General features: G+C 70.7%; 17 protein-coding genes, 7 tRNA genes and 1 pseudogene. 14 read left to right on the forward strand and 11 right to left on the reverse strand.

The annotated features are described in order from the left end of the window. Positions 1 to 437: 437 nt before the first annotated feature. Complete coding sequence (locus tag ACFY4A_RS06050) at positions 438 to 3,788, forward strand: DNRLRE domain-containing protein (RefSeq protein ID WP_390828180.1); 3,351 nt, start codon at positions 438 to 440, stop codon at positions 3,786 to 3,788. Between the two features lie 66 nt (positions 3,789 to 3,854). On the opposite strand, the gene ACFY4A_RS06055 is transcribed toward ACFY4A_RS06050, so the two are convergent. Beyond that, positions 3,855 to 4,592 carry a hypothetical protein gene (locus ACFY4A_RS06055; protein WP_390828181.1) on the reverse strand — a complete coding sequence of 246 codons (738 nt, stop codon included), beginning with the start codon at positions 4,590 to 4,592 and terminating at the stop codon, positions 3,855 to 3,857. 287 nt (positions 4,593 to 4,879) lie between these two features. On the opposite strand from ACFY4A_RS06055, the pseudogene ACFY4A_RS06060 reads away from it, so the two are divergent. Then, positions 4,880 to 5,096 (forward strand): annotated as a pseudogene (locus ACFY4A_RS06060) (rRNA methyltransferase); the annotation flags it as partial. A 46-nt stretch (positions 5,097 to 5,142) separates the two neighbouring features. Here the strand turns inward: ACFY4A_RS06060 and ACFY4A_RS06065 are convergent. Then, positions 5,143 to 6,522 carry a protein kinase gene (locus tag ACFY4A_RS06065; RefSeq protein ID WP_390828182.1) on the reverse strand — a complete coding sequence of 460 codons (1,380 nt, stop codon included), beginning with the start codon at positions 6,520 to 6,522 and terminating at the stop codon, positions 5,143 to 5,145. Between the two features lie 569 nt (positions 6,523 to 7,091). On the opposite strand from ACFY4A_RS06065, the gene ACFY4A_RS06070 reads away from it, so the two are divergent. Beyond that, a complete protein-coding gene (locus tag ACFY4A_RS06070) occupies positions 7,092 to 7,286 on the forward strand; it encodes a hypothetical protein (protein WP_390828183.1) in 195 nt (64 codons plus the stop codon). Between the two features lie 203 nt (positions 7,287 to 7,489). On the opposite strand, the gene ACFY4A_RS06075 is transcribed toward ACFY4A_RS06070, so the two are convergent. The 5 genes from ACFY4A_RS06075 to ACFY4A_RS06095 form a co-directional block, all read right to left on the reverse strand. Continuing rightward, positions 7,490 to 7,561: transfer RNA gene (locus ACFY4A_RS06075), tRNA-Val, on the reverse strand. Positions 7,562 to 7,600: 39 nt separating this feature from the next. Further along, positions 7,601 to 7,672, reverse strand: a tRNA-Val gene (locus ACFY4A_RS06080). A 25-nt stretch (positions 7,673 to 7,697) separates the two neighbouring features. After that, positions 7,698 to 7,769, reverse strand: a tRNA-Val gene (locus ACFY4A_RS06085). A 1-nt stretch (position 7,770) separates the two neighbouring features. Further along, a tRNA-Cys gene (locus ACFY4A_RS06090) sits at positions 7,771 to 7,844 on the reverse strand. Between the two features lie 37 nt (positions 7,845 to 7,881). Beyond that, positions 7,882 to 7,954, reverse strand: a tRNA-Gly gene (locus ACFY4A_RS06095). A 178-nt stretch (positions 7,955 to 8,132) separates the two neighbouring features. Between ACFY4A_RS06095 and ACFY4A_RS06100 the strand changes: the two genes are divergently transcribed. The 3 genes from ACFY4A_RS06100 to ACFY4A_RS06110 all read left to right on the forward strand — a co-directional run bounded on the left by ACFY4A_RS06100 (position 8,133) and on the right by ACFY4A_RS06110 (position 10,929). Next, positions 8,133 to 9,188: a chorismate-binding protein gene (locus ACFY4A_RS06100; protein ID WP_390828184.1), complete on the forward strand. Its 1,056-nt coding sequence runs from the start codon at positions 8,133 to 8,135 to the stop codon at positions 9,186 to 9,188. Continuing rightward, entirely contained in the window at positions 9,185 to 10,006 is an 822-nt protein-coding gene (locus tag ACFY4A_RS06105; RefSeq protein ID WP_390828185.1) for an aminotransferase class IV, read from the forward strand. The genes ACFY4A_RS06100 and ACFY4A_RS06105 overlap by 4 nt, the downstream gene beginning before the upstream one ends. Before the next feature lie 98 nt (positions 10,007 to 10,104). Next, on the forward strand, positions 10,105 to 10,929 hold the full coding sequence (locus ACFY4A_RS06110; protein ID WP_390828186.1) for a GNAT family N-acetyltransferase: 825 nt from the start codon (positions 10,105 to 10,107) through the stop codon (positions 10,927 to 10,929). A gap of 78 nt (positions 10,930 to 11,007) precedes the next feature. Here the strand turns inward: ACFY4A_RS06110 and ACFY4A_RS06115 are convergent, their stop codons facing one another. Continuing rightward, positions 11,008 to 11,538: a DsbA family protein gene (locus ACFY4A_RS06115; protein WP_390828187.1), complete on the reverse strand. Its 531-nt coding sequence runs from the start codon at positions 11,536 to 11,538 to the stop codon at positions 11,008 to 11,010. Between the two features lie 191 nt (positions 11,539 to 11,729). On the opposite strand from ACFY4A_RS06115, the gene ACFY4A_RS06120 reads away from it, so the two are divergent. Both ACFY4A_RS06120 and ACFY4A_RS06125 read left to right on the forward strand, forming a co-directional pair. After that, a complete protein-coding gene (locus tag ACFY4A_RS06120) occupies positions 11,730 to 12,176 on the forward strand; it encodes a hypothetical protein (RefSeq protein WP_390828188.1) in 447 nt (148 codons plus the stop codon). A 138-nt stretch (positions 12,177 to 12,314) separates the two neighbouring features. Beyond that, the gene (locus ACFY4A_RS06125) at positions 12,315 to 12,467 is read left to right on the forward strand and encodes a hypothetical protein (RefSeq protein WP_172633024.1); all 153 of its coding nucleotides are present in this window, start codon (positions 12,315 to 12,317) and stop codon (positions 12,465 to 12,467) included. Positions 12,468 to 12,569: 102 nt separating this feature from the next. Here ACFY4A_RS06125 and ACFY4A_RS06130 read toward each other — a convergent pair whose 3' ends face one another. Together ACFY4A_RS06130 and ACFY4A_RS06135 are read right to left on the reverse strand one after the other, a co-directional pair. Beyond that, positions 12,570 to 13,130 carry a CGNR zinc finger domain-containing protein gene (locus tag ACFY4A_RS06130; protein WP_390828189.1) on the reverse strand — a complete coding sequence of 187 codons (561 nt, stop codon included), beginning with the start codon at positions 13,128 to 13,130 and terminating at the stop codon, positions 12,570 to 12,572. A 229-nt stretch (positions 13,131 to 13,359) separates the two neighbouring features. After that, complete coding sequence (locus tag ACFY4A_RS06135; protein ID WP_004002642.1) at positions 13,360 to 13,773, reverse strand: SsgA family sporulation/cell division regulator; 414 nt, start codon at positions 13,771 to 13,773, stop codon at positions 13,360 to 13,362. Between the two features lie 191 nt (positions 13,774 to 13,964). On the opposite strand from ACFY4A_RS06135, the gene ACFY4A_RS06140 reads away from it, so the two are divergent. The 4 genes from ACFY4A_RS06140 to ACFY4A_RS06155 all read left to right on the forward strand — a co-directional run bounded on the left by ACFY4A_RS06140 (position 13,965) and on the right by ACFY4A_RS06155 (position 15,466). Beyond that, the gene (locus tag ACFY4A_RS06140; protein ID WP_390828190.1) at positions 13,965 to 14,429 is read left to right on the forward strand and encodes a TIGR02611 family protein; all 465 of its coding nucleotides are present in this window, start codon (positions 13,965 to 13,967) and stop codon (positions 14,427 to 14,429) included. A gap of 81 nt (positions 14,430 to 14,510) precedes the next feature. Continuing rightward, a tRNA-Val gene (locus tag ACFY4A_RS06145) sits at positions 14,511 to 14,582 on the forward strand. 326 nt (positions 14,583 to 14,908) lie between these two features. After that, on the forward strand, positions 14,909 to 15,355 hold the full coding sequence (locus ACFY4A_RS06150) for an SRPBCC family protein (RefSeq protein WP_390828191.1): 447 nt from the start codon (positions 14,909 to 14,911) through the stop codon (positions 15,353 to 15,355). 39 nt (positions 15,356 to 15,394) lie between these two features. Further along, a tRNA-Val gene (locus ACFY4A_RS06155) sits at positions 15,395 to 15,466 on the forward strand. 45 nt (positions 15,467 to 15,511) lie between these two features. On the opposite strand, the gene ACFY4A_RS06160 is transcribed toward ACFY4A_RS06155, so the two are convergent. Then, positions 15,512 to 16,240, reverse strand: a complete 729-nt coding sequence (locus ACFY4A_RS06160) for a 3'-5' exonuclease (RefSeq protein WP_390828192.1) — start codon at positions 16,238 to 16,240, stop codon at positions 15,512 to 15,514. Between the two features lie 181 nt (positions 16,241 to 16,421). Between ACFY4A_RS06160 and ACFY4A_RS06165 the strand changes: the two genes are divergently transcribed. Both ACFY4A_RS06165 and ACFY4A_RS06170 read left to right on the forward strand, forming a co-directional pair. Continuing rightward, the gene (locus ACFY4A_RS06165) at positions 16,422 to 16,988 is read left to right on the forward strand and encodes a DUF4365 domain-containing protein (RefSeq protein WP_390828193.1); all 567 of its coding nucleotides are present in this window, start codon (positions 16,422 to 16,424) and stop codon (positions 16,986 to 16,988) included. Continuing rightward, positions 16,985 to 18,211, forward strand: a complete 1,227-nt coding sequence (locus ACFY4A_RS06170) for a hypothetical protein (protein ID WP_390828194.1) — start codon at positions 16,985 to 16,987, stop codon at positions 18,209 to 18,211. Before ACFY4A_RS06165 ends, ACFY4A_RS06170 begins: the two co-directional genes overlap by 4 nt. Positions 18,212 to 18,332: the final 121 nt, after the last annotated feature.

Raw genomic sequence — 18,332 nt, forward strand, 5'->3', positions numbered from 1 at the left:
CGCCGCCTGCCACCTGCGGTGATAGAGCGCGATGAGCTCCTGGGCGGGGTAGCGGTCGCCGTCGAGCAGGTTGGTGAGCAGTCGCCACAGCTCAGTGCGCCGGGTGCCGTTGTAACACCCTTTCAGGGCCTGGCGACTTCTCCGCAAGGTCGATCTTCAGCCACAGTTGATCACGGGAGCCGTCCGTGTCGGCGCCATTTCGGCTCGCTGCGGTGCACCCCGCGGCCGGTCGCCCTGAGCGATCGCAGTGATCCATCCGACGTTTGGGCATGCACATTCCCCTGCCGTCAACGGCGCCGGTCCGTCGGAGAGTTGCACGTGATCCACGCGCCCTGAAATCGGCTCCATGGATGTTGATCTCCTGCCTAGAGTCCAGTCGTGCGTGCGCTTTTCGCGCAGGTATTCGAACCGACTTAGCGGGAAGGACACGGCACCTCGTGTATCCATCCACCCAACCCACCGCGCCAAGACGCAGAAGGCGCAACCGGCTCGCGGCAGCTGCGGCACTGTTACTGATCGCCGAGGTCGGCATCGCCGCCACCGGCCAGGCTGCCGCGGCTACCACCTCGGAGCGCAGCGCGGAGGCGACCAGCGAGCCGGCCAAGGCCTCCCGGCCCTCGAATTCGGAGATCCACAAGGCCAACACGCAAGAGGTAGCCCGGCACGCCAAGGGCTCGAAGGCGTGGGCGATCCGCGAGGCGGAGAATACCGGCAAGAAGGTCGTCGCCGACGACGAGACGACGGCCACCTCGTACACCGTAGCCAACCCCGACGGTACCCTCACCACCGAGCTGACCTCCGGGCCCGAGCGGGTCTGGCGGGCCGGCAGGTGGCGCAAGGTCGACGCCACCTTGACCAGGGCCGGCGACGGCACCGTGAAGGCCAAGGAGCACCCCAACGGGCTGCGCCTGGCCGGCAAGGGCGGCACCGCGCCGCGCTCGCTGGCCGCAGCACAGGGTGCCGCCCCGCGCGATCTCGTCACCCTCGGCAACGGCGACCAGGCGGTGACGCTGCAGTGGAAGGGCGGTCTTCCTGCGCCGGAGCTGGATGGCCCCACCGCCCGCTACCGGGAGGCCGTGCCCGGCGCCGACGTCATCGTCGAGGCCACGCGGACCGGCTTCGAGCAGTTCGTGGAGATCGACAAGAAGCCCTCCGGCGCCTACTCCTACACGCTGCCCGTCAAAGCCAAGGGGCTGAAGGCCAAGGCGAACAAGGACGGGTCGGTGACGTTCACCGACGCCGAGACTGGTGACCGGCGCGCGACAATGCCGGCGCCGGTCATGTGGGACGCCTCGGTCGACAAGCGGTCCGGCGAGCACACCCGCCGGGCCCGCGTCGACATGAAGGTCGTGAACAAGGGCACCGGCCGCATCGACCTGGTCGTCACGCCCAGCGCGGACTTCCTCGCCGATCCCAAGACCCAGTACCCGGTCACGGTCGACCCGTCGACCTCCGCTCTGGCCTCCACCTTCGACACCTACGTGCAGCGCGGCGAAACGGTCGACTGGTCTGCCGACACCGAACTCGACTTCGGCAACCCGGGCACCACCAACCCGGACGGCACCACCCGCCTGGCCCGGTCCTTCATCCACTGGAACACCACGCCCATCCAGGACGCGTTGATCCTTGACACGAACCTGGCACTGTGGAACTTCCACTCCGGCAACACCGACTGCACCAACCAGGAATGGACGATCTGGGACACCACCCAGGCATCCACCTCCTCCCGGTGGACCAACCAGCCCACGTGGAACCAGCAGTACCACTCCTCCACCCAGACCCGCGGCAATCCCAACTGCACTGGCACCCAGCCCGACGGGTGGATCAACGCCGACGTCGACACCCTCGTGCAGACCTGGGCCTCTGCCAAGGTCACCCGCGGCTACATGGGCCTGCGCGCGGCCACCGACGACACCCGCGCCTGGAAGCGCGTCAACTCCGGCAACAGCACGGCCAACCAGCCGAAGCTGACCGTGACCTACAACTACCGGCCCTCCGACGGAATGGCGCAGGAGGCGGGTCCGCCCTTCACGATCTACAACGATGTGTGGGGCGTCAACACCCTCACGCCGACGCTCAGGGACAAGTTCGCGGACGCGGACGGCGACAAGGTCAGCGGTAGCTTCCAGGTCTACGACGCGGAAACCAACACGCCGATCACCACGCCGGCCGGAGACGGTGTGCTCGTCTCCGAATTCGTCACGCCCGGCGAGTGGGCGTCCGTGCAGGTCCCGGCCGGGCAGCTCGTCGACGGCAAGATGTACAAGTTCCGCACCAACGCCTACGACGGCACGCACTACAACCTGGGCTGGTCCCCGTGGCGGACGTTCGTCGTGGAGACCGCCGCTGCCGGTGTCCCCACGACTCTTCAGCCCGGCGACACCTACACGATCAACGATCCGACGCTGATCGCCGATCCAGCCCGGGTCGAACAAGTCCTCAACACCGACGGCAATTTGGAAGCGCTCGGTATCACACCCCGCACCGGCCCAAGCGCTGCGCAGCCTGCCGCGACCATGGCGGCGCCTGGCACATCAACTGCGCCGACCTTCACGCCAATGGCTGCTTGGGAGCGCACATACACCGTTCCGAGCCAGAGATTCAACCGTGGCCGCAAGCCCGAGAACAACGGCCAGGATCCGTACGAATACATCGCCGACGTTGACGAATGCCACAACGCTGACGACTCGGACAACACGGCCGGGTGGATCAAGAACCGGTTCTCGTACTGCCAGGAGACCTTGACCGTCATGCCGGCGATCAGGTGCGGCCTGTGGCCCCCCGGCTGCTATCTGCAAGGCGTCTTCATCTCAACCAACACCCTTATCGGGCGAGGTCAGATAGGCGGCTTGAACGGCAGCACGCTGACCCGGTTCGCCGAATTCGACTTCAATGTGGACGTCTTTACGTCCAGCGGCGACTTCAACAAGGTCGGCGCCAAGCTTGAAGCGAAGCTGGAGTGTGAAGGAGACTGGGACATCGGGGTTCCGGGCAGCCCCACGGCAGAGGACGCCTGCCAGCCTGGACTCTCCACGGGCCGTACTGATTCCCCCAGCCAGTGGAAGTACAACGGCGACACAAAGTTCGACCTGTGGTCGCTGGCGCCCAAGCTGCCCGATGTCGCCAATGGCGATCAGATCGCCACGGGCCTGTTCACCCCGGTCCTCGAGTTCACGATCCCTGGCTACTCCCAGGTCATACCCTCCGACGGCGAGCAGGGGGAAATTCGCTTCGACAGCGCTGCCTACAACGTGCGAGCAAAGGCGGGTTCCGTCTTCCCCGATGCCACGCCCGCCCTGCGCTACGACCGGAGCGACACGTCCGATCCCGCCGCTCCCGTGGAGCCGTACTTCGGAGTGGCCGCGGTCGCGGACCACATCGGCGACGCTCTTGCCAACCCGGGCAGCACTTACCCGACGAAGAGCGACAAGACGCTGCCCGGCGGGAGCGCCTTGAACCCGATGCACCGCCTCGTACCGGGCTTCGGGCTGACCGAGCAGGCACGCTACGACGCCAACCGCTCTGTCGTCACCTCCACGTGCAACGACGCCGCCGTCCCGGGCCGACCCACGGCGGGAGAGCAGCGCGACTGCGACGAATTCCCCTTCGCCTCCAGTTACGAGGGGGCCGCGCGCTATCAGTACGAGGGGGACCAGTACCGCAACGACTTCTCCGTCCGCTACATCGACTCGGACGAGAATCAAGAAGCCGGGCGGCGTCTCGGCGCCTGGTACGACAATGACCGGATCCTGAGCCATGACCCGTTCATAATCGTCATCGGCGACTGACCGGGACACCTGGTCTGAGATGATCATCATGTGGGGCCGGTCCGCCAGACCGGCCCCACATTTCTTTCACTCAATCTCTTCGCCGACGGCTGTGCGCCAGATCTGAACCAGGCAGTATTGATCTGCGCCATTCAGTTCCTCATCATGGCCCGGCGGCATGGGCAAGGGTTCCCGGCGCCCCGCCAACGGAGAGGTGAAAGGCCCACCTGCACGATTGAATATCCACTGCCATCGCATCCGGTACGAGCCGGGCGAGGGCAGGATCAACGGGACTTCTTTCTGCCCCCCGTCGATAGTCTCCAACGCGAGGTCGCCTCCGGGAAGCTCCACCTCCACGTCCTCCGTACCAGACCACTGAGAATCGCTCGCAGGAGGGACGGTTGACCAACTCTCCAGCCGCACAGACGCCCGAATCACTTGGGGCGGCACCTGCAGATAGACCATGCCAGGGGCGGAAAGGAGCCAATTCGCGCGATCCGTATACGGTGAATACGTGTCGACGCTCGTGTCAACCAGCCCAAAAATGCGATAGCTTGGAGAAACCACGGTCTCGAAATAATCCAGCAGCCTGCTCAAGGACACCTCCCACGCCATCAGTTGAGTCGCGAACAGCATAATGCCCGCGGCTTCTGAACTTGATCGGGTGATGTCGGTGCCTTTGCCTGATGAGAGTCGGTCCTGGGGGTGGACGACCTCCACGTAATCGAAAATTTGTTCATTGGTTTGCGTGGAAGCCTTGCGGGGCCGTGCTTCGTACGGCACGCCATCGCGGCCGATTTCTGCCCACCGCCTCCAGGTGAACACCGACGGGACAGCCGGTCCGGCATCGAGGTGCCCGCCGTGTCCTGCTGCGGCTGCGCGAGGCCGTGATCAACGCCATCTCCCCGGCAGATGCGTTCGGCACTCGCCGCCACGGTCGGCACGTTCATCGATCTCATCGGCCTGGGCAGACACCCGAGGCGCGTTTCGCCAAGGCGATGGGCCGGCTCCAGCCCCTGCTCCTCAATTACGGAAATCGCGGGCGGGACATGGCACACCCCAGGAGCCATTGAGAAAGACGTGCTCGCCCGCAAGCCCGTGATCAAGGATGCCTCAACGAAGCGGCCCCGCACCTGATGGACCAGGTCGCGCTGATGCTATGCGCCGAGGGCGACGGCCTGTCCACGCCCTGGCGGCCGCCGGCGAGTGGGCCCGCATCGCCATGTCGCACGGCGTCGACTCACTCAACGTGGGCGCCGCTCACTCAACGTGCGCGCCGCGGCCGCGGTCGCCTTCTACGCGGTGAGGACGGGCCGCCCTCAGCCGTAGGGCCCGCCCGACGACCCGGGATCGTCCCCGGCGATCCCCGCCGGCCCTACGGCCGCCGCGGCGGGGATGCCTCCGCCGCCTGCGCGTGCCGCTGCTCCCGGACGCCGTGGCCGTCGCCGCCCAGCCCCCGAGCGGGACCCTGGCAGCCCTGCGCCGCCGCGATGCCGAGCGCGACCAGCAGCGTCACCACCACGAACACGATCAGGCGCTGCCGCAGCAGCCTCGGATTGGCGGGCCGCAGGCCGCTCGACGTGCCGCGCGGCCCCGTCCGCCCTGCGCGTTCGCGCCGCACCGGACGGCTGCCGCTGCCCGAGCGCGAACCGCCCCGGGACGCCGGCGTCGGGCGCGGACCGCCCGTACGGGAGGGAGCGCCGACCCGGGACGCGCCGCCCGCGCGGGACGACGTGCCGCCCCGTGACGGAGGGACGGTGCCCCGCGGGACGGGAGTGCCCGGGGAGGAGCCCGGCGGACGCCGCCGGGCCCGCGCCTGCTCGGTGTGACCGCCTCGCGGGCGTCCCGGATGGCTGTCGACCAGGGGACCGGTCGCCCCGTCCGCCTCCGCGGCACGCGGCGCGGGCGTCCGCGCCTCGCCCAGGTCCTGCGCCTCGCGCGCGGCGATCTCCTTCAGCCGCAGCGACAACTGCAGCGTGCTGGGCCGTTCCTCGGGGTCCTTCGCCAGACACGCCCGGACCAGCGGAGCGAGCGCGTCCGGTACGCCGTGCAGCTGCGGCTCCTCGTGCACCACGCGGTACAGCATCACCTCGGAACTGCCGTGCCCGAACGGCGAGTCGCCCGTCGACGCGTAGGCCAGGGTCGCCCCCAGAGAGAACACGTCGGTGGCCGGAGTGACCGCGGCGCCGCGCACCTGCTCCGGGGCGAGGAAACCCGGAGAGCCGACCGCGGTGCCGACGTGGGTGAGTGTGGAGGCGCCGGTCGCCCACGCGATGCCGAAGTCGATGATCCGCGGCCCCTTGGGGGACAGCAGGATGTTGGAGGGCTTGAGGTCCCGGTGCACCACCCCGGCCTCGTGCACGGCGACCAGCCCCTCGGACAGCGCGGCCCCGATCGCCGCCGTCTCCGCCGCGCCCAGGGCGCCCTCTTCGACCACCTTGTCGTGCAAGGAGGGCCCGGGCACGTACTGCGTGGCGAACCACGGCCGGTCCGCCTCGAGGTCCGCGGCCACCAGCCGGGCCGTGCACCCGCCCCGGATCCGCCGCGCCGCCGAGACCTCGCGCGCGAACCGCGAGCGGAACTCCTGGTCCTCCGCCAGATCCGGCCGGATGACCTTCAGCGCCACGCGCTGGCCCTTCCGGTCGGAGCCCAGGTAGACCACGCCCATCCCGCCCGCGCCGAGCCGTCGGTGAAGCCTGAACGAGCCGACGACGCGCGGGTCCTCGCGCCTCAGGCGCATCATCGCCATGTTCATCCCCGCTGCCCGGTCCCTGTGACGAGCCACAGCTTACGTATCCGGGACCGCTCGCGCGCAGAGGCCGCGCCTTCTCGACCCGATCGATTGTCCGCGCGAGAACCGGATTTGACACGCGGTCAACGGGCTTGCGGTGAGCCCGGCTTTGTACGTTCCAAGATCCCAACCGCCCGGTGGGGGACAGGGGTTGGACCTCTGCCGGGCAGCGGTGGGGGGAGGGGGCGGACGGGCCCCGCCATCGGGGGGAGCAGGCCTCGTGCGAGGACGCGGTCGAGGTGAGCGAAGTCACGCAAAGCGGGTGCGGCTCATCCGGTGGACCGGCGAGGTCGGGGGTGCCGCGGGCATCCCCTCCGGGAAGACCCCGAGGCCCGGAGCCGCGTCTCCACCCAGGGGTGTAGTCCCCGGCTCATGGCTCATCCTCCGGGAGGCCCCCCGATCGGTACGAGGGCATGACGCCCCGCATGCGCCGCGCACCTAGATTTGAGGTCAAGCGGTGGGTGCGGCACTCGTCCCCCGAGGTCAGGCACCCGCCGCTGCCAACGACAACCGAGACGGTCAGGAGAGGGACCATGGCCCTGACGGCACCGCGGACACTGCTCCGCACCCGGGCGCGCCTCGCGCGCCCCCGCCGTGCGGGCCGCCGCCACCCCCTGGTGGCGACGCTGATGGCCCTTCCCCTGGCGGCCCTGCTCCTGCTCGTCTTCGACGGCTGGAACACAGTGGCCACACAAGCGTCGTCCGTGGGTGTGATGCTGGGGCGCTGAGCGGCGACCCCAGGCCCGGAAGAGCGGTCCGGGCGGGGACATCCCACCCATGAAACCCCGTGGGGACGGGGGTGCGGCGGACGGCAGGATGCCGGCGCAGCTGGGGAGCTGCGCCGGCATTGTTCTGTGCACCGGCGGCCCGGCCGCCGCCCGGGACGACGAAGCCCCCGGCCGTACGCGACGGCCGGGGGCTTTCTGGCGTGTGGACGATACTGGGATTGAACCAGTGACCTCTTCCGTGTCAGGGAAGCGCTCTCCCGCTGAGCTAATCGTCCTCGGGGCCGTGATCATGGATAGGAATCACTGTCCCTGCGTGCGCGATACTGGGATTGAACCAGTGACCTCTTCCGTGTCAGGGAAGCGCTCTCCCGCTGAGCTAATCGCGCGGGTACGGATCTTCGGCAGATCCAGTGGACGATACTGGGATTGAACCAGTGACCTCTTCCGTGTCAGGGAAGCGCTCTCCCGCTGAGCTAATCGTCCTTGGAGGTGGAGACGGGATTTGAACCCGTGTAGACGGCTTTGCAGGCCGTTGCCTCGCCTCTCGGCCACTCCACCAGGAGTACAGGGGACCGGGAGATCCCCTCTTCCTTCGAGCGGACGACGAGGCTCGAACTCGCGACCTCAACCTTGGCAAGGTTGCGCTCTACCAACTGAGCTACGTCCGCCTGTCCTTTCGGTCCGCTTGCGCGGCCCGGCGACGTGTTGAACTCTAGCGGATTCCCGGGCCAGTACAAAAACGCGTTTGCGCAGCGTGCTGCGCTGCGTCCGCTCGGCGACCCGGTCGGGGGCCCGGAACGACACGCCCGGACGGTCCGGGGCGGCGCCCGCCATAGACTCGACGACGTGCTCGACCTGCCTCCTCTTGCCCGTTTCGCCGACCGCGTCGCCACCGGCCTGACCGATGTCACCAGCGATCCTGCGGCCCTGGACTCCAGCGGTTTCTGGGCCGTCGCCGCGGACTATGAGGGCCGGCTGACCTGCGCCCGCTTCCATGACGTGCGGGAGGAACCCGTACCCGCCCCCGTCCCGGGCCGGTGGCGCGGCCCGGCGGCCGGTGACTGGACCTCGTCCCTCGACCACGCCGCGTACACGGCGGGCGTGCGCCGCATCCGCGAGCACATCGCGACCGGCGCGGTCTACCAGGTGAACCTCTGCCGCGTGCTCGGCGCGCCGGTCGCCCCGGACGCCGACGTGGACGCCCTGACCGCCGTACTGGCCCGCGGCAACCCGGCGCCGTACGCGGGAACGATTCGCCTGCCCGGGCACGGGGTGGAGATCGCCACCGCGTCCCCCGAGCTGTTCCTGCGCCGCGACGGCCGGACGATCGAGTCCGGCCCGATCAAGGGCACCGCCCCCACCGAGGCGGAACTCCTGGCGAAGGACTACGCCGAGAACGTGATGATCGTGGACCTGGTCCGCAACGACATCGGGCGCGTGTGCGCCACCGGCAGCGTCACCGTTCCCGACCTGTGCGCCGTCGAGAAGCACCCCGGACTGGTCCACCTCGTCTCCACGGTCCGCGGCGAGCTGCGCGCCGGCGCGGGCTGGCCCGAACTGCTCGACGCCGCCTTCCCGGCCGGCTCGATCACCGGCGCCCCCAAGTCGAGCGCCCTGCGGATCATCGACGCCCTGGAGACCGCGCCCCGCGGCCCCTACTGCGGCGGCATCGGCTGGGTCGACGCCGACCGCGGGACGGGCGAGCTGGCCGTCGGCATACGCACCTTCTGGATCGACCGCGCCGTCGCCGACACGCCCGTCCTGCGCTTCGGCGCCGGCGCCGGCATCACCTGGGACTCCGACCCCGAGGGGGAGTGGCGGGAGACCGAGCTGAAGGCGGCCCGGCTGCTCGCGGTAGCGTCAGGCACGTACGAGGAAAGTGGAGAGGGACTGCAACGGTGAAGATCTGGCTCGACGGCGCGCTGCGGGACATCGAGTCCGCCCGTGTCTCCGCGCTCGACCACGGACTGACCGTGGGCGACGGCATCTTCGAGACGGTGAAGGCGGTCGACGGCAAGCCGTTCGCGCTCACCCGCCATCTGGACCGGCTCACCCGGTCCGCCCGCGGCCTCGGCCTGCCCGACCCCGACCACGACGAGGTGCGCCGCGCCTGCGCCGCCGTGCTCGAGGCCAACCCGATGCCGCTGGGCCGGCTGCGCATCACCTACACCGGAGGTCAGGGACCCCTCGGCTCCGACCGCGGGGACCAGGGCCCGACGCTGCTGGTCGCCCTCGGCGCGACCACCCGCCGCCCCGACTCCACGGCCGTCGTCACGGTGCCCTGGACCCGCAACGAACGGGGCGCGCTCACCGGCCTGAAGACCACCTCGTACGCCGAGAACGTCGTCGCGCTCGCCCGCGCCCACCAACACGGCGCCACCGAAGCCCTGTTCGGCAACACCGTCGGACAGCTCTGCGAGGGCACAGGTTCCAATGTCTTCGTCGTGCTCGACGGGGAGATCCACACACCGCCGCTCGCCTCCGGCTGCCTCGCCGGGATCACGCGCGCCCTCGCGATCGAGTGGACGGGCGCGAGGGAGACCGACCTGCCGCTGGACGTCCTGAGCCGGGCCGAGGAGATCTTCCTGACCTCCACCCTGCGCGACATCCAGGCCGTGCACCGCGTCGACGGCCGGGAACTGCCGGGCGCCCCGGGCCCGGTGACGGCGAAAGCCATGCGGGTCTTCGACGAACGCTCGGCCCACCGCCTGGACCCCTAGAACGGCCCTGGACCTGGACCTCTGGACACGGAGCGCCGGAACCGGAGGCGGAACATAATCTGCTGCAGCACCGCGTCGCAGCGGGTAGAACATCCCTGATGACCACGACCCTGCGGCCGACCGAGCCGCTGCAGCAGAACACCGACGGAACCCGTTCACGCCGCTACCAGGTGTGTGTGAACAGCCGCCCGGTCGGCGGGATACACCTCGCCACGCACCCCGTCTTCGGGCCCTCCGTCGCCAGGGTCCTCGACCTGCACATCGACGAACCGGACCGCCGCCGGGGCCGCGGCACGGTGGCCGCGCTCGCCGCCGAGGAGGTGGCGCGCGGCTGGGGATGCAAGCGGATCGAGGCCTCCGTACCCGCCGACGCCGAGGCCGCGGTCCGGCTGGTCACGGCGCTCGGCTACGTCGAACGCAACCGCGGCATGAAGAAACAACTCGGCGCCACCGCGCCCGAACTGCCCGTCGGCAGCCGGGGCAGGCCCATGACCCCGGCCGAGTACGGGCCGTGGCTCGAACACGGCAAGGCCACCTACGCCCAGAGCTGGATCGACCGCGGTGTGCCCGCCGACGAGGCATGGGCCAAGTCGGAGGAGGACCACGCCCGGCTGCTGCCCCAGGGCCTGGACACCCCGGGCGTGCTGCTCAGCGTCCTGGAGCACGAGGGCGCCCCGGTCGGCACCCTGTGGGTGGCGATCACCGAGGACCAGGCCTACGTCTACGACGTCGAGGCCGACGAGCGCTTCCGCGGCCGGGGCCACGGCCGCTCCCTGATGCTGCTGGCCGAGGCCCAGGCACTGGCCGCCGGCAGACGTGTCCTGGGCCTCAACGTCTTCGCGGGCAACACCCCGGCCGAGCGGCTGTACGAGTCTCTCGGCTACCGGCCCGTGCTGCGCGCCGTCTACAAGGAACTGCTCTGAGGAACCGCTTCAGCGCCCCGTGAGAACAGGGGCGACGGACGGGCCGGTCAGTCCCCCTGCCCGGCCTCGGCGGGCCGGTCAGTCCCCCTGCCCGGCCTCGGCCAGCAGCCGGTCCACGATCTCCTCGACGCGCTCGCGCAGCCCCTCCTGGCTCTTGCCGCCGTCGAGGCGCTCGCCCCCGATCACGTACGTCGGCGTGCCGGTCACGCCGATCGCCTTGCCCTCGGCCTGGTCGGCGTCGACGATCAGGATGTGCCGGCCGTCGATCAGCGCGGTGTCGAACTCCTCGGCGTCCAGGCCCAGTTCACGGGCCACCTCGATCAGGACGGGCTCGCCCTCGCGGGCCAGCCGCTCGACCCGGCCCAGCACCGCCTCCACGTACGGCCACCCCTGCCCCTGCTCGGCGGCCTCCTCCGCGGCCTGTGCTGCGGCGAAGGAGTGCTTGTGCTTCTCCAGCGGGAAGTGCCGCAGCCGCAGCTCCAGCCGGTCGCCGTACCGGGCGCGCAGGGCACGCAGGTCGTCCAGCGCGGTACGGCAGTCGGGGCACTGCAGCTCGCACCAGACGTCGAGGACCGGGACGGGGGTGCGCGCGGGGGAGGAGTCGCTCATGGGGACAGTCTCCCAGGCCCGTCGCGGGCGGCCCAACCGGGAGCACACGTCGTACGCCCCACCGGGACCCGCGGAGGAGACGACCCGGAGATCTCCCTGAAGTCCGCCCGGAACATGGCCTCCCCGGCGGTGGGCGGTGCAGGATGGAAGGGACGAACCACCCCGACCGGTGAGCCTGCCTGGAGGACCGGATGATCGCCGAGACCGTGTGTTCCGCCGTTTCCGCGGCCGGCCTGGGCATCGCCGCCGTCACGGCCTACCGGCGGCGCTTCCTCGCCGCGGCCCGTATCGCCGCCTACTCCCTGATCCCGGTCGCCCTGGCGATGACCGGCATCGTCGGCTGGCTGGCCGACACCGCCTTCAGCCCGACCGCCTGGGCGGGATTCGGCGTGCTCGGCGCCGCCTGGGTGCTCTTCGCGACGACCCGGGCGGTGGAGCGCCGCCGCGGCGGCACGCGCAAGGAGCGCAAGGAGACGGCCCGGGCGGCGGAGCGCGGAGCGGTGGCTCCGGCGGCTTCGGCGCCGTCCCTGGGACCGGCCGCCCGCACATCAGGCCGACCCGCCGCGAAGCCGGCGGCGTCCGGGAGCGAAGACGACTTCAGCGACATCGAGGCGATCCTGAAGAAGCACGGCATATGACGGTGATCATGGGTGCGCCCGTAAGTGATCACGGTCCGTGCCGAAGCGGACCGAAGATCACGGAATCCGGCTGACTCCCGCACATTCCTGGTGTGTTGATCGCGCCCCCCGTGGCGGCTGCGTCATCATCGCCCCGAGATGGTGGACACGACACAGAGCGAGTCCGCGCCGAAGCAGGACGAGCCGCGCGGATGTCTCTTCGCCCTATCCCAGCCGCCGCTGATGATCTTCCTTGCGGTGATCGGGTGTCTGCTGCTCATGGCTTCGTTGCACGACCTGCTGTTGCTGTGAGCCGTACCCGTGGGTCCTCGGCGCCACCCGCCGGGGACCACGACAACCATCGACACGGCACCGGGACGCCGGCCACGGCGGGCCCGCCACCCGGCCCTCCGCTCAGCCGGCCGCCTCCTTGCGGCGCGCCCGGTAGGCGGCCACATGCAGACGGTTGCCGCACGTACGGCTGTCGCAGTACCGCCGCGAGCGGTTGCGGGACAGATCGACGAAGGCACGCCGGCAGTCGGGAGCCTCGCAGCGCCGCAGCCGCTCCCGCTCCCCGGCCACCACGAAGAACGCGAGCGCCATCCCGCAGTCGGCGGCCAGATGATCGGCCACGGAGGCACCGGGCGCGAAGTAGTGGACGTGCCAGTCGTACCCGTCGTGGTCCGTCAGCCGGGGTGTGGTGCCCGCGGCGGCCACCAGCTCGTTGATCATGCCCGCGGCCGTCCGGCAGTCCGGGGCCGCGAAGATCCCCGCGAACCGGCCGCGGATCCTGCGCACCGCGCAGAGATCGGGCTCCGACAGCACCCCCACATCGCTCATCTTGTGGTTGCGCACGAAATCCTCGAGCGCCGCGACGTCCGCCAGCCCGTCCGGTGCCGCGTCGTCCTCCGGTGCGGTGTTCACCAGATCCACCACGGTGTCCAGCGCGCACCGGGTGTCGTGGGTGATCAGCACGTTTCGCTCCCTGGCCTGGGGATCGGGCACACGCCCGCCGATGCAGGCCGATGGTAGTGGCTCCACGCGCCCCCGAGCAGCTCACGGCGCCGCCGCCGCGGCCACGCGAGCACACCGGCACCAGCCCCCGCGGGAGACCGGTGCCGGTGTGCTCGCGTATGCGGTTGTCCTGGCCCGAGCCGTCTCCCCGAGTGGACGGCGACGGGCAGCTTGAAGGGCCTCGAGGGGCCTAACTCTCCGCGAGGATGTGCGACAGCTCCTGATCCAGATCGAAGTGCCGGTGTTCCGTGCCGGGGGGCACGGCCGCGTCCGTTCGCTTCAGGAAGGACTCCAGGGCCCGCGCCGGGGCCTCGAGCAGGGCCTCGCCCTCCGGAGAGCTCAGGGCGATGCACACGACGCCCTGACCATGGCTGCGCGAAGGCCAGACACGGACGTCTCCGGTACCCGTGGGTCGGTGAAGCCCCTCGGCGAGGAGGTCGCGGGCGAACACCCACTCGACGGTCTCCTCGGCTCCGGTGTGGAAGGTGGCGTGCACGGCGTAGGGGTCGGCCGTGTCGTACCGCAGGCCTGCGGGGACAGGCAGGGAGGACTCGCTCGATACAACGAGGCGCAGGTGCAGCTCGCAGCTGACCGTGGTGTTCATAAGCGCCAGGGCCTTTCGCTCAGTGTGCGCTCGGGGATTCGCACGTCGGCGAAATCGACATGCCACCTACGGTGCCGTTGTAAACCCCTCTGAGTGTTTTGCTTGGCTTTACGTAACTCTTCCGGCCGAGGGTGTGTTCGTGCGGTACGCCCATTGCGGTGACCGGTTTCTCGTCCGGTACGGTTGCACCGATGAATACGGGGAGTGACGAACCGGACGAGCCGGCCGAGGCGCCGGAACGAGCGAAGGCCGAGGCGGAGGCGGACGAGGCGCGGGGCCGGCGGGGGCTGGGCTCGCGGGCTCCCGCGTTCGTCCGGTCACGCCGCGTGCTGCACCTGAGCTGGCAGGTGGGGATCTTCCTCGCCGGACTCCTGGTCGTGATCGCCGGGATCGTCATGCTCCCGCTGCCCGGACCGGGCTGGGTGGTGATCTTCGGCGGCATGGCGATCTGGGCCACCGAGTTCGTCTGGGCCCAGCTCGTGCTGCGCTGGACCAAGCGCAAGGTCACCGAGGCGGCCCAGCAGGCCCTCGACCCCCGGGTGCGCCGCCGCAACATCACGCTGACCGTGATCGGCCTGGTGATCGTCGTCGCGCTGGCCGGGGTGTACGTCTGGAGGTTCGGCCTGGTGCCGCCCTGGGACGCCGGCGGCCGCTGAGCGGGGCGGGAGCGAGCCGGGTGCTCGCCGGCCCCTGGTCCCCGGCACCCCCTGACATGCGGTAACGTTCTCTCTGTGCCCGGGCGATTAGCTCAGTGGGAGAGCGCTTCGTTCACACCGAAGAGGTCACTGGTTCGAACCCAGTATCGCCCACCCGGAACCGGCGGCCCGTCTGTGATCACGCGGACGGGCCGTCGGCGTAGGCGCGGAGCAGGGAGGGCGCGGTGACGATCCGTTACTTCTGATCGGAGCGCCGGCGAACACACCGAGAAGTCGACCGGCCCATCCCGTCCTTCCCGATGAAGTATTCGAGGATCAAGACGAAGGTCGACTTCCGGGCCATGTCCCATTCCGGGAGAAGTTCCGGAAGCGGCCTTCGGAGGAAATCCCCGGACCTTTTTCCAAAACGCCGTCACCTTCCTTCACGGGTAAGGAAGGAGGGATCGCGAGCCGGCAGGCGTTCGGGCCAGACTCGTCCCATGGACCGGACCGACTACCGCTTCCGCACCCGGTGGACCCTGCCCGCGCCGCCCGACGCCGTCTACCGGGCGCTGGAGCGGGTCGAGGACTACCCGCGCTGGTGGCGGCAGGTGCGCGAGGTGACCCGGACCGGCCCGACGACCGGCGTCATCCGGATCCGCTCCCTCCTGCCCTACGACCTGACCTTCACCGCGCGCGAGGTGCGCCGCGACCCGGCCGCCGGAGTCCTGGAGGCCGTGCTCACCGGAGACGTCGACGGCTGGGCCCGCTGGACGCTCACCGCGCACGGCACCGGCACCCTCGTCCGCTACGACCAGGTCGTCGACGTGAACAAACCGCTGCTCAGGCGGTTCGCCGTGCCCGGCCGGCCCGTCTTCCGCGCCAACCACCGGCTGATGATGCGGGCCGGGCGGCGCGGACTGGCCGCCCACCTGGAAGCGGTTTGAACGAACGCCCCGCGGGCCTGTATGGTTCAGTGCGTTCCCGGGCGATTAGCTCAGTGGGAGAGCGCTTCGTTCACACCGAAGAGGTCACTGGTTCGAACCCAGTATCGCCCACCGGGTAAGGCCGGTCCGCGCAGGCGGACCGGCCTTTTCGCATCCCTACGCGGCCGCCGCGGGCAGGTCCGGACGCAGCGGCCACGACGGGTCCACCGTCTCCTCCGTCCCACTGCGCGCGAACCACGCCTGAAGACCGCGGGCCTGCGCCGCGTGCCATCCCGTCTGCAGCGTGTGCAGTTCCGCCGGGGTCAGCCGCTCCAGGCGGGCCGCGAAGCGGCGGCCGAGCGCGCGGACCACCTCCAGCGCGGCCAGGGCGTCCGCCGCCGCGTCGTGCGCGTCCTGCAAGGCCACGTCGTAGTGCGCGCACAGGTCGGTGAGGGTGCGCCTGCCCTTGCGGTAGCGGTCGAGATGCTTGTCCAGCACCCGCGGATCCAGCACCCGCAGCGGCGACGCCTCGAACCAGCGCTCCAGCGACGAGGCCCGATGGCGGCGCAACTCCCGGTCCAGCAGCGTCAGATCGAACGGCGCGTTCATCACCACCAGCGGGCGGCCCAGAGCGGCCTGCTCCGCCAGCTCCTCGGCCACCTCGTGCATCACCGGCGCCGGCCAGCGCCCGTTGCGCTGGAGATGCTCCTGCGTCAGCCCGTGCACCGCCGTCGCCGCCTCCGGCACCGGCACGCCCGGATTCACCAGCCAGCGGTGAACCCGCGGCCGGAAGCCGGGGGCGTCCTGGACGACGACGGCGGCCGACACGATGCGGTCGGTCTCGACGTCGACGCCCGTCGTCTCCGTGTCGAACGCGGCCAGAGGCCCCTCGTACCAGCACGTCATACGCCCACAACTCCTCGGTCCCCAAGGCAGCTGACGTACCGTCTCCTGACGGTCCACTTCTGCCCGTTTGGTGATACCCGGGCTGTTTGCGCCGTACGCCGGAAGGAGACAACAGGAGTACGGGTCTTTGCAGTTCACGGGCCCGCAGCGGGGATTCACCTAACGTGGAAGGCTGTTGGTCATGGTGATGGCGCAGCCCGAGCGGGGCGGGCTGCTGCCCGAGCGCGCGAGCGCCCCACGGGGCACACTCGCCGCCACCGCCTGCATGGAGACACTTCAGGTGGGCTATCTGCACGCGGTCGCCGCGGCGGCCGGCTGCTCGCTGTCCCAGCCCTTCCCCGACAACGGCATCGACTGGCACGTCAGCCACAGCGCCCCCGGACACACCGTCGACGACGAGGTGACCATCAAGGTGCAGCTGAAGTGCACCTACCAGGTACCGCCCAACCCCCCGGGCCGGTTCTTCTCCTTCACGCTCGACAACGCCCACCTGGCGAAACTCGCCCGCACCCCGGTCTCGGTGCACAAGATCCTCGTCGTGATGATCGTGCCCCGGTCGCAGGACCAGTGGCTGCGCGCCGGCCACGACCGGCTCGACCTCAGACACTGCTGCTACTGGGTCAACCTCGCCGGCCATCCCATCAGCGGCCGGCACCGCACCACCGTGCGGATCCCGACCTCGCGCATCTTCGACGACCGGGCCCTGTGCGAGATCATGACGCGGGTCGGGACGGGAGGCAGACCATGACGCACCGCCCCCTCGACGAGCCGCTGCGACCGGTACGGCCGCACCCCGTCGACGCTCACCGGAACCGCCTCCCCGCGCCCTCCGACGTCGACCCCGCCGTCCTAGGGGCACTGCTGCGCCGGCACGGCTGGCAGCGGCGCGGCGGCGCCGCCGGCCGCTACGGCCGCTGGACGCCGCCCGGCCCCGCCGGGGCCGGCACCAGCCTGCTCGTGCCCGAGAGCCGGGCCTTCCCCGACAGCGACGACCTGCTCGGCGAGGCGCTGGACGCCCTCGCCCGCAGCGGCACGCCCTCCGCGCGCGAGGTACTGATCGCCCTCACCCTGCCCAGCGACGAGATCCGCTGGTGGCGGGACGTGCCGGAGGGGCCGGCCGACGCCGCCGGCTGGACCGTCGAGGAACGGCTGCGCGGCGCCGCCCGGCAGATGCTGCTCGCCGCCGCGCTCGCCACGCGCGCGCGTGCCGGCTACCACGGCGCCCGCCACCGGCGCTCGGCCACCGCGTGCCTGGACCACGTCCTCGTCGGCTCCGCCGCCGACGGCCGCAGCCTGACCGCCTTCGTCCCCGTGGACCCCGGACGGCCGCTCGCCGTACGCCTGCACCAGGCCCTGTACGCCGTCCGCGAGGCCGTCGACTACCGGCGGGCCACCGGCGCCATGGACGCCTTCGACGGTGCCGTCCGCGCGGGCGCCAGCCGTGAACTGACCGAGGCCGTCGCCGCCCTCGTCCGCGGCACCGAGGGCGCGGGCATCGCCGTCGAATGGGCTCCCGCCGCGGGCGTCCCCGAGGACTGCGCGGCCACCGCCGAGGCCGTCGAGTTCTCGCCGGGCGACCTGCCCGTGCTGCGCGAGGCCGGCGACCGCTATCTGCGCGCCGAACCGCCGGTGCCGGCGCGGATCATCGGAACCGTGGTGCGGATGCGCAGATCGCAGCCGCGCGGCGAGGGCACGGTACGGCTGCGGGTGCTCGCGGGCGCCGAAGTGCCGTACGTGCGCGCGACCCTGGACGAGGAGGACTACCGCATCGCCGGGCACGCCCACCTCGTCGGACTGCCCGTGCGGGTGCTCGGGCGGCTGGAGAGCCGCGGCGGCTTCCGCCGGCTCACGGGCGCCTCCGGCGTCGTACCCGTGCAGGTGGACGACGAGGAGCGGGACCGGCTGATGAAGTCGTTGCAGGAGGACCTCGACTACTTCGAGGAGGCGTGCGGCGGGGACGACCGCGACTGACGGGAACGACTGCGACCGACGGTGGACCGTGCGTAATCGTTTCGCGGTCGGAGGCCCGGGGTCGGTACGATCCCAGTCATGCGCGCGCTCCAGGTATGGCGCCGCATCCCACCTGCAGTCA

Origin of the sequence: Streptomyces sp. NPDC001292 (genome assembly GCF_042896465.1) — a bacterium.
GTDB lineage: Bacteria > Actinomycetota > Actinomycetes > Streptomycetales > Streptomycetaceae > Streptomyces.

Bases quoted from the DNA above. Each gene is read 5' to 3' on its own strand.
- ACFY4A_RS06135 (WP_004002642.1), bottom strand. From the start codon at position 13,773: ATGAACACCACGGTCAGCTGCGAGCTGCACCTGCGCCTCGTTGTATCG.
- ACFY4A_RS06165 (WP_390828193.1), top strand. From the start codon at position 16,422: ATGGTGATGGCGCAGCCCGAGCGGGGCGGGCTGCTGCCCGAGCGCGCG.
- ACFY4A_RS06065 (WP_390828182.1), bottom strand. From the start codon at position 6,522: ATGAACATGGCGATGATGCGCCTGAGGCGCGAGGACCCGCGCGTCGTC.
- ACFY4A_RS06160 (WP_390828192.1), bottom strand. From the start codon at position 16,240: ATGACGTGCTGGTACGAGGGGCCTCTGGCCGCGTTCGACACGGAGACG.
- ACFY4A_RS06140 (WP_390828190.1), top strand. From the start codon at position 13,965: ATGAATACGGGGAGTGACGAACCGGACGAGCCGGCCGAGGCGCCGGAA.
- ACFY4A_RS06070 (WP_390828183.1), top strand. From the start codon at position 7,092: ATGGCCCTGACGGCACCGCGGACACTGCTCCGCACCCGGGCGCGCCTC.
- ACFY4A_RS06110 (WP_390828186.1), top strand. From the start codon at position 10,105: ATGACCACGACCCTGCGGCCGACCGAGCCGCTGCAGCAGAACACCGAC.
- ACFY4A_RS06115 (WP_390828187.1), bottom strand. From the start codon at position 11,538: ATGAGCGACTCCTCCCCCGCGCGCACCCCCGTCCCGGTCCTCGACGTC.
- ACFY4A_RS06170 (WP_390828194.1), top strand. From the start codon at position 16,985: ATGACGCACCGCCCCCTCGACGAGCCGCTGCGACCGGTACGGCCGCAC.
- ACFY4A_RS06150 (WP_390828191.1), top strand. From the start codon at position 14,909: ATGGACCGGACCGACTACCGCTTCCGCACCCGGTGGACCCTGCCCGCG.
- ACFY4A_RS06120 (WP_390828188.1), top strand. From the start codon at position 11,730: ATGATCGCCGAGACCGTGTGTTCCGCCGTTTCCGCGGCCGGCCTGGGC.
- ACFY4A_RS06125 (WP_172633024.1), top strand. From the start codon at position 12,315: ATGGTGGACACGACACAGAGCGAGTCCGCGCCGAAGCAGGACGAGCCG.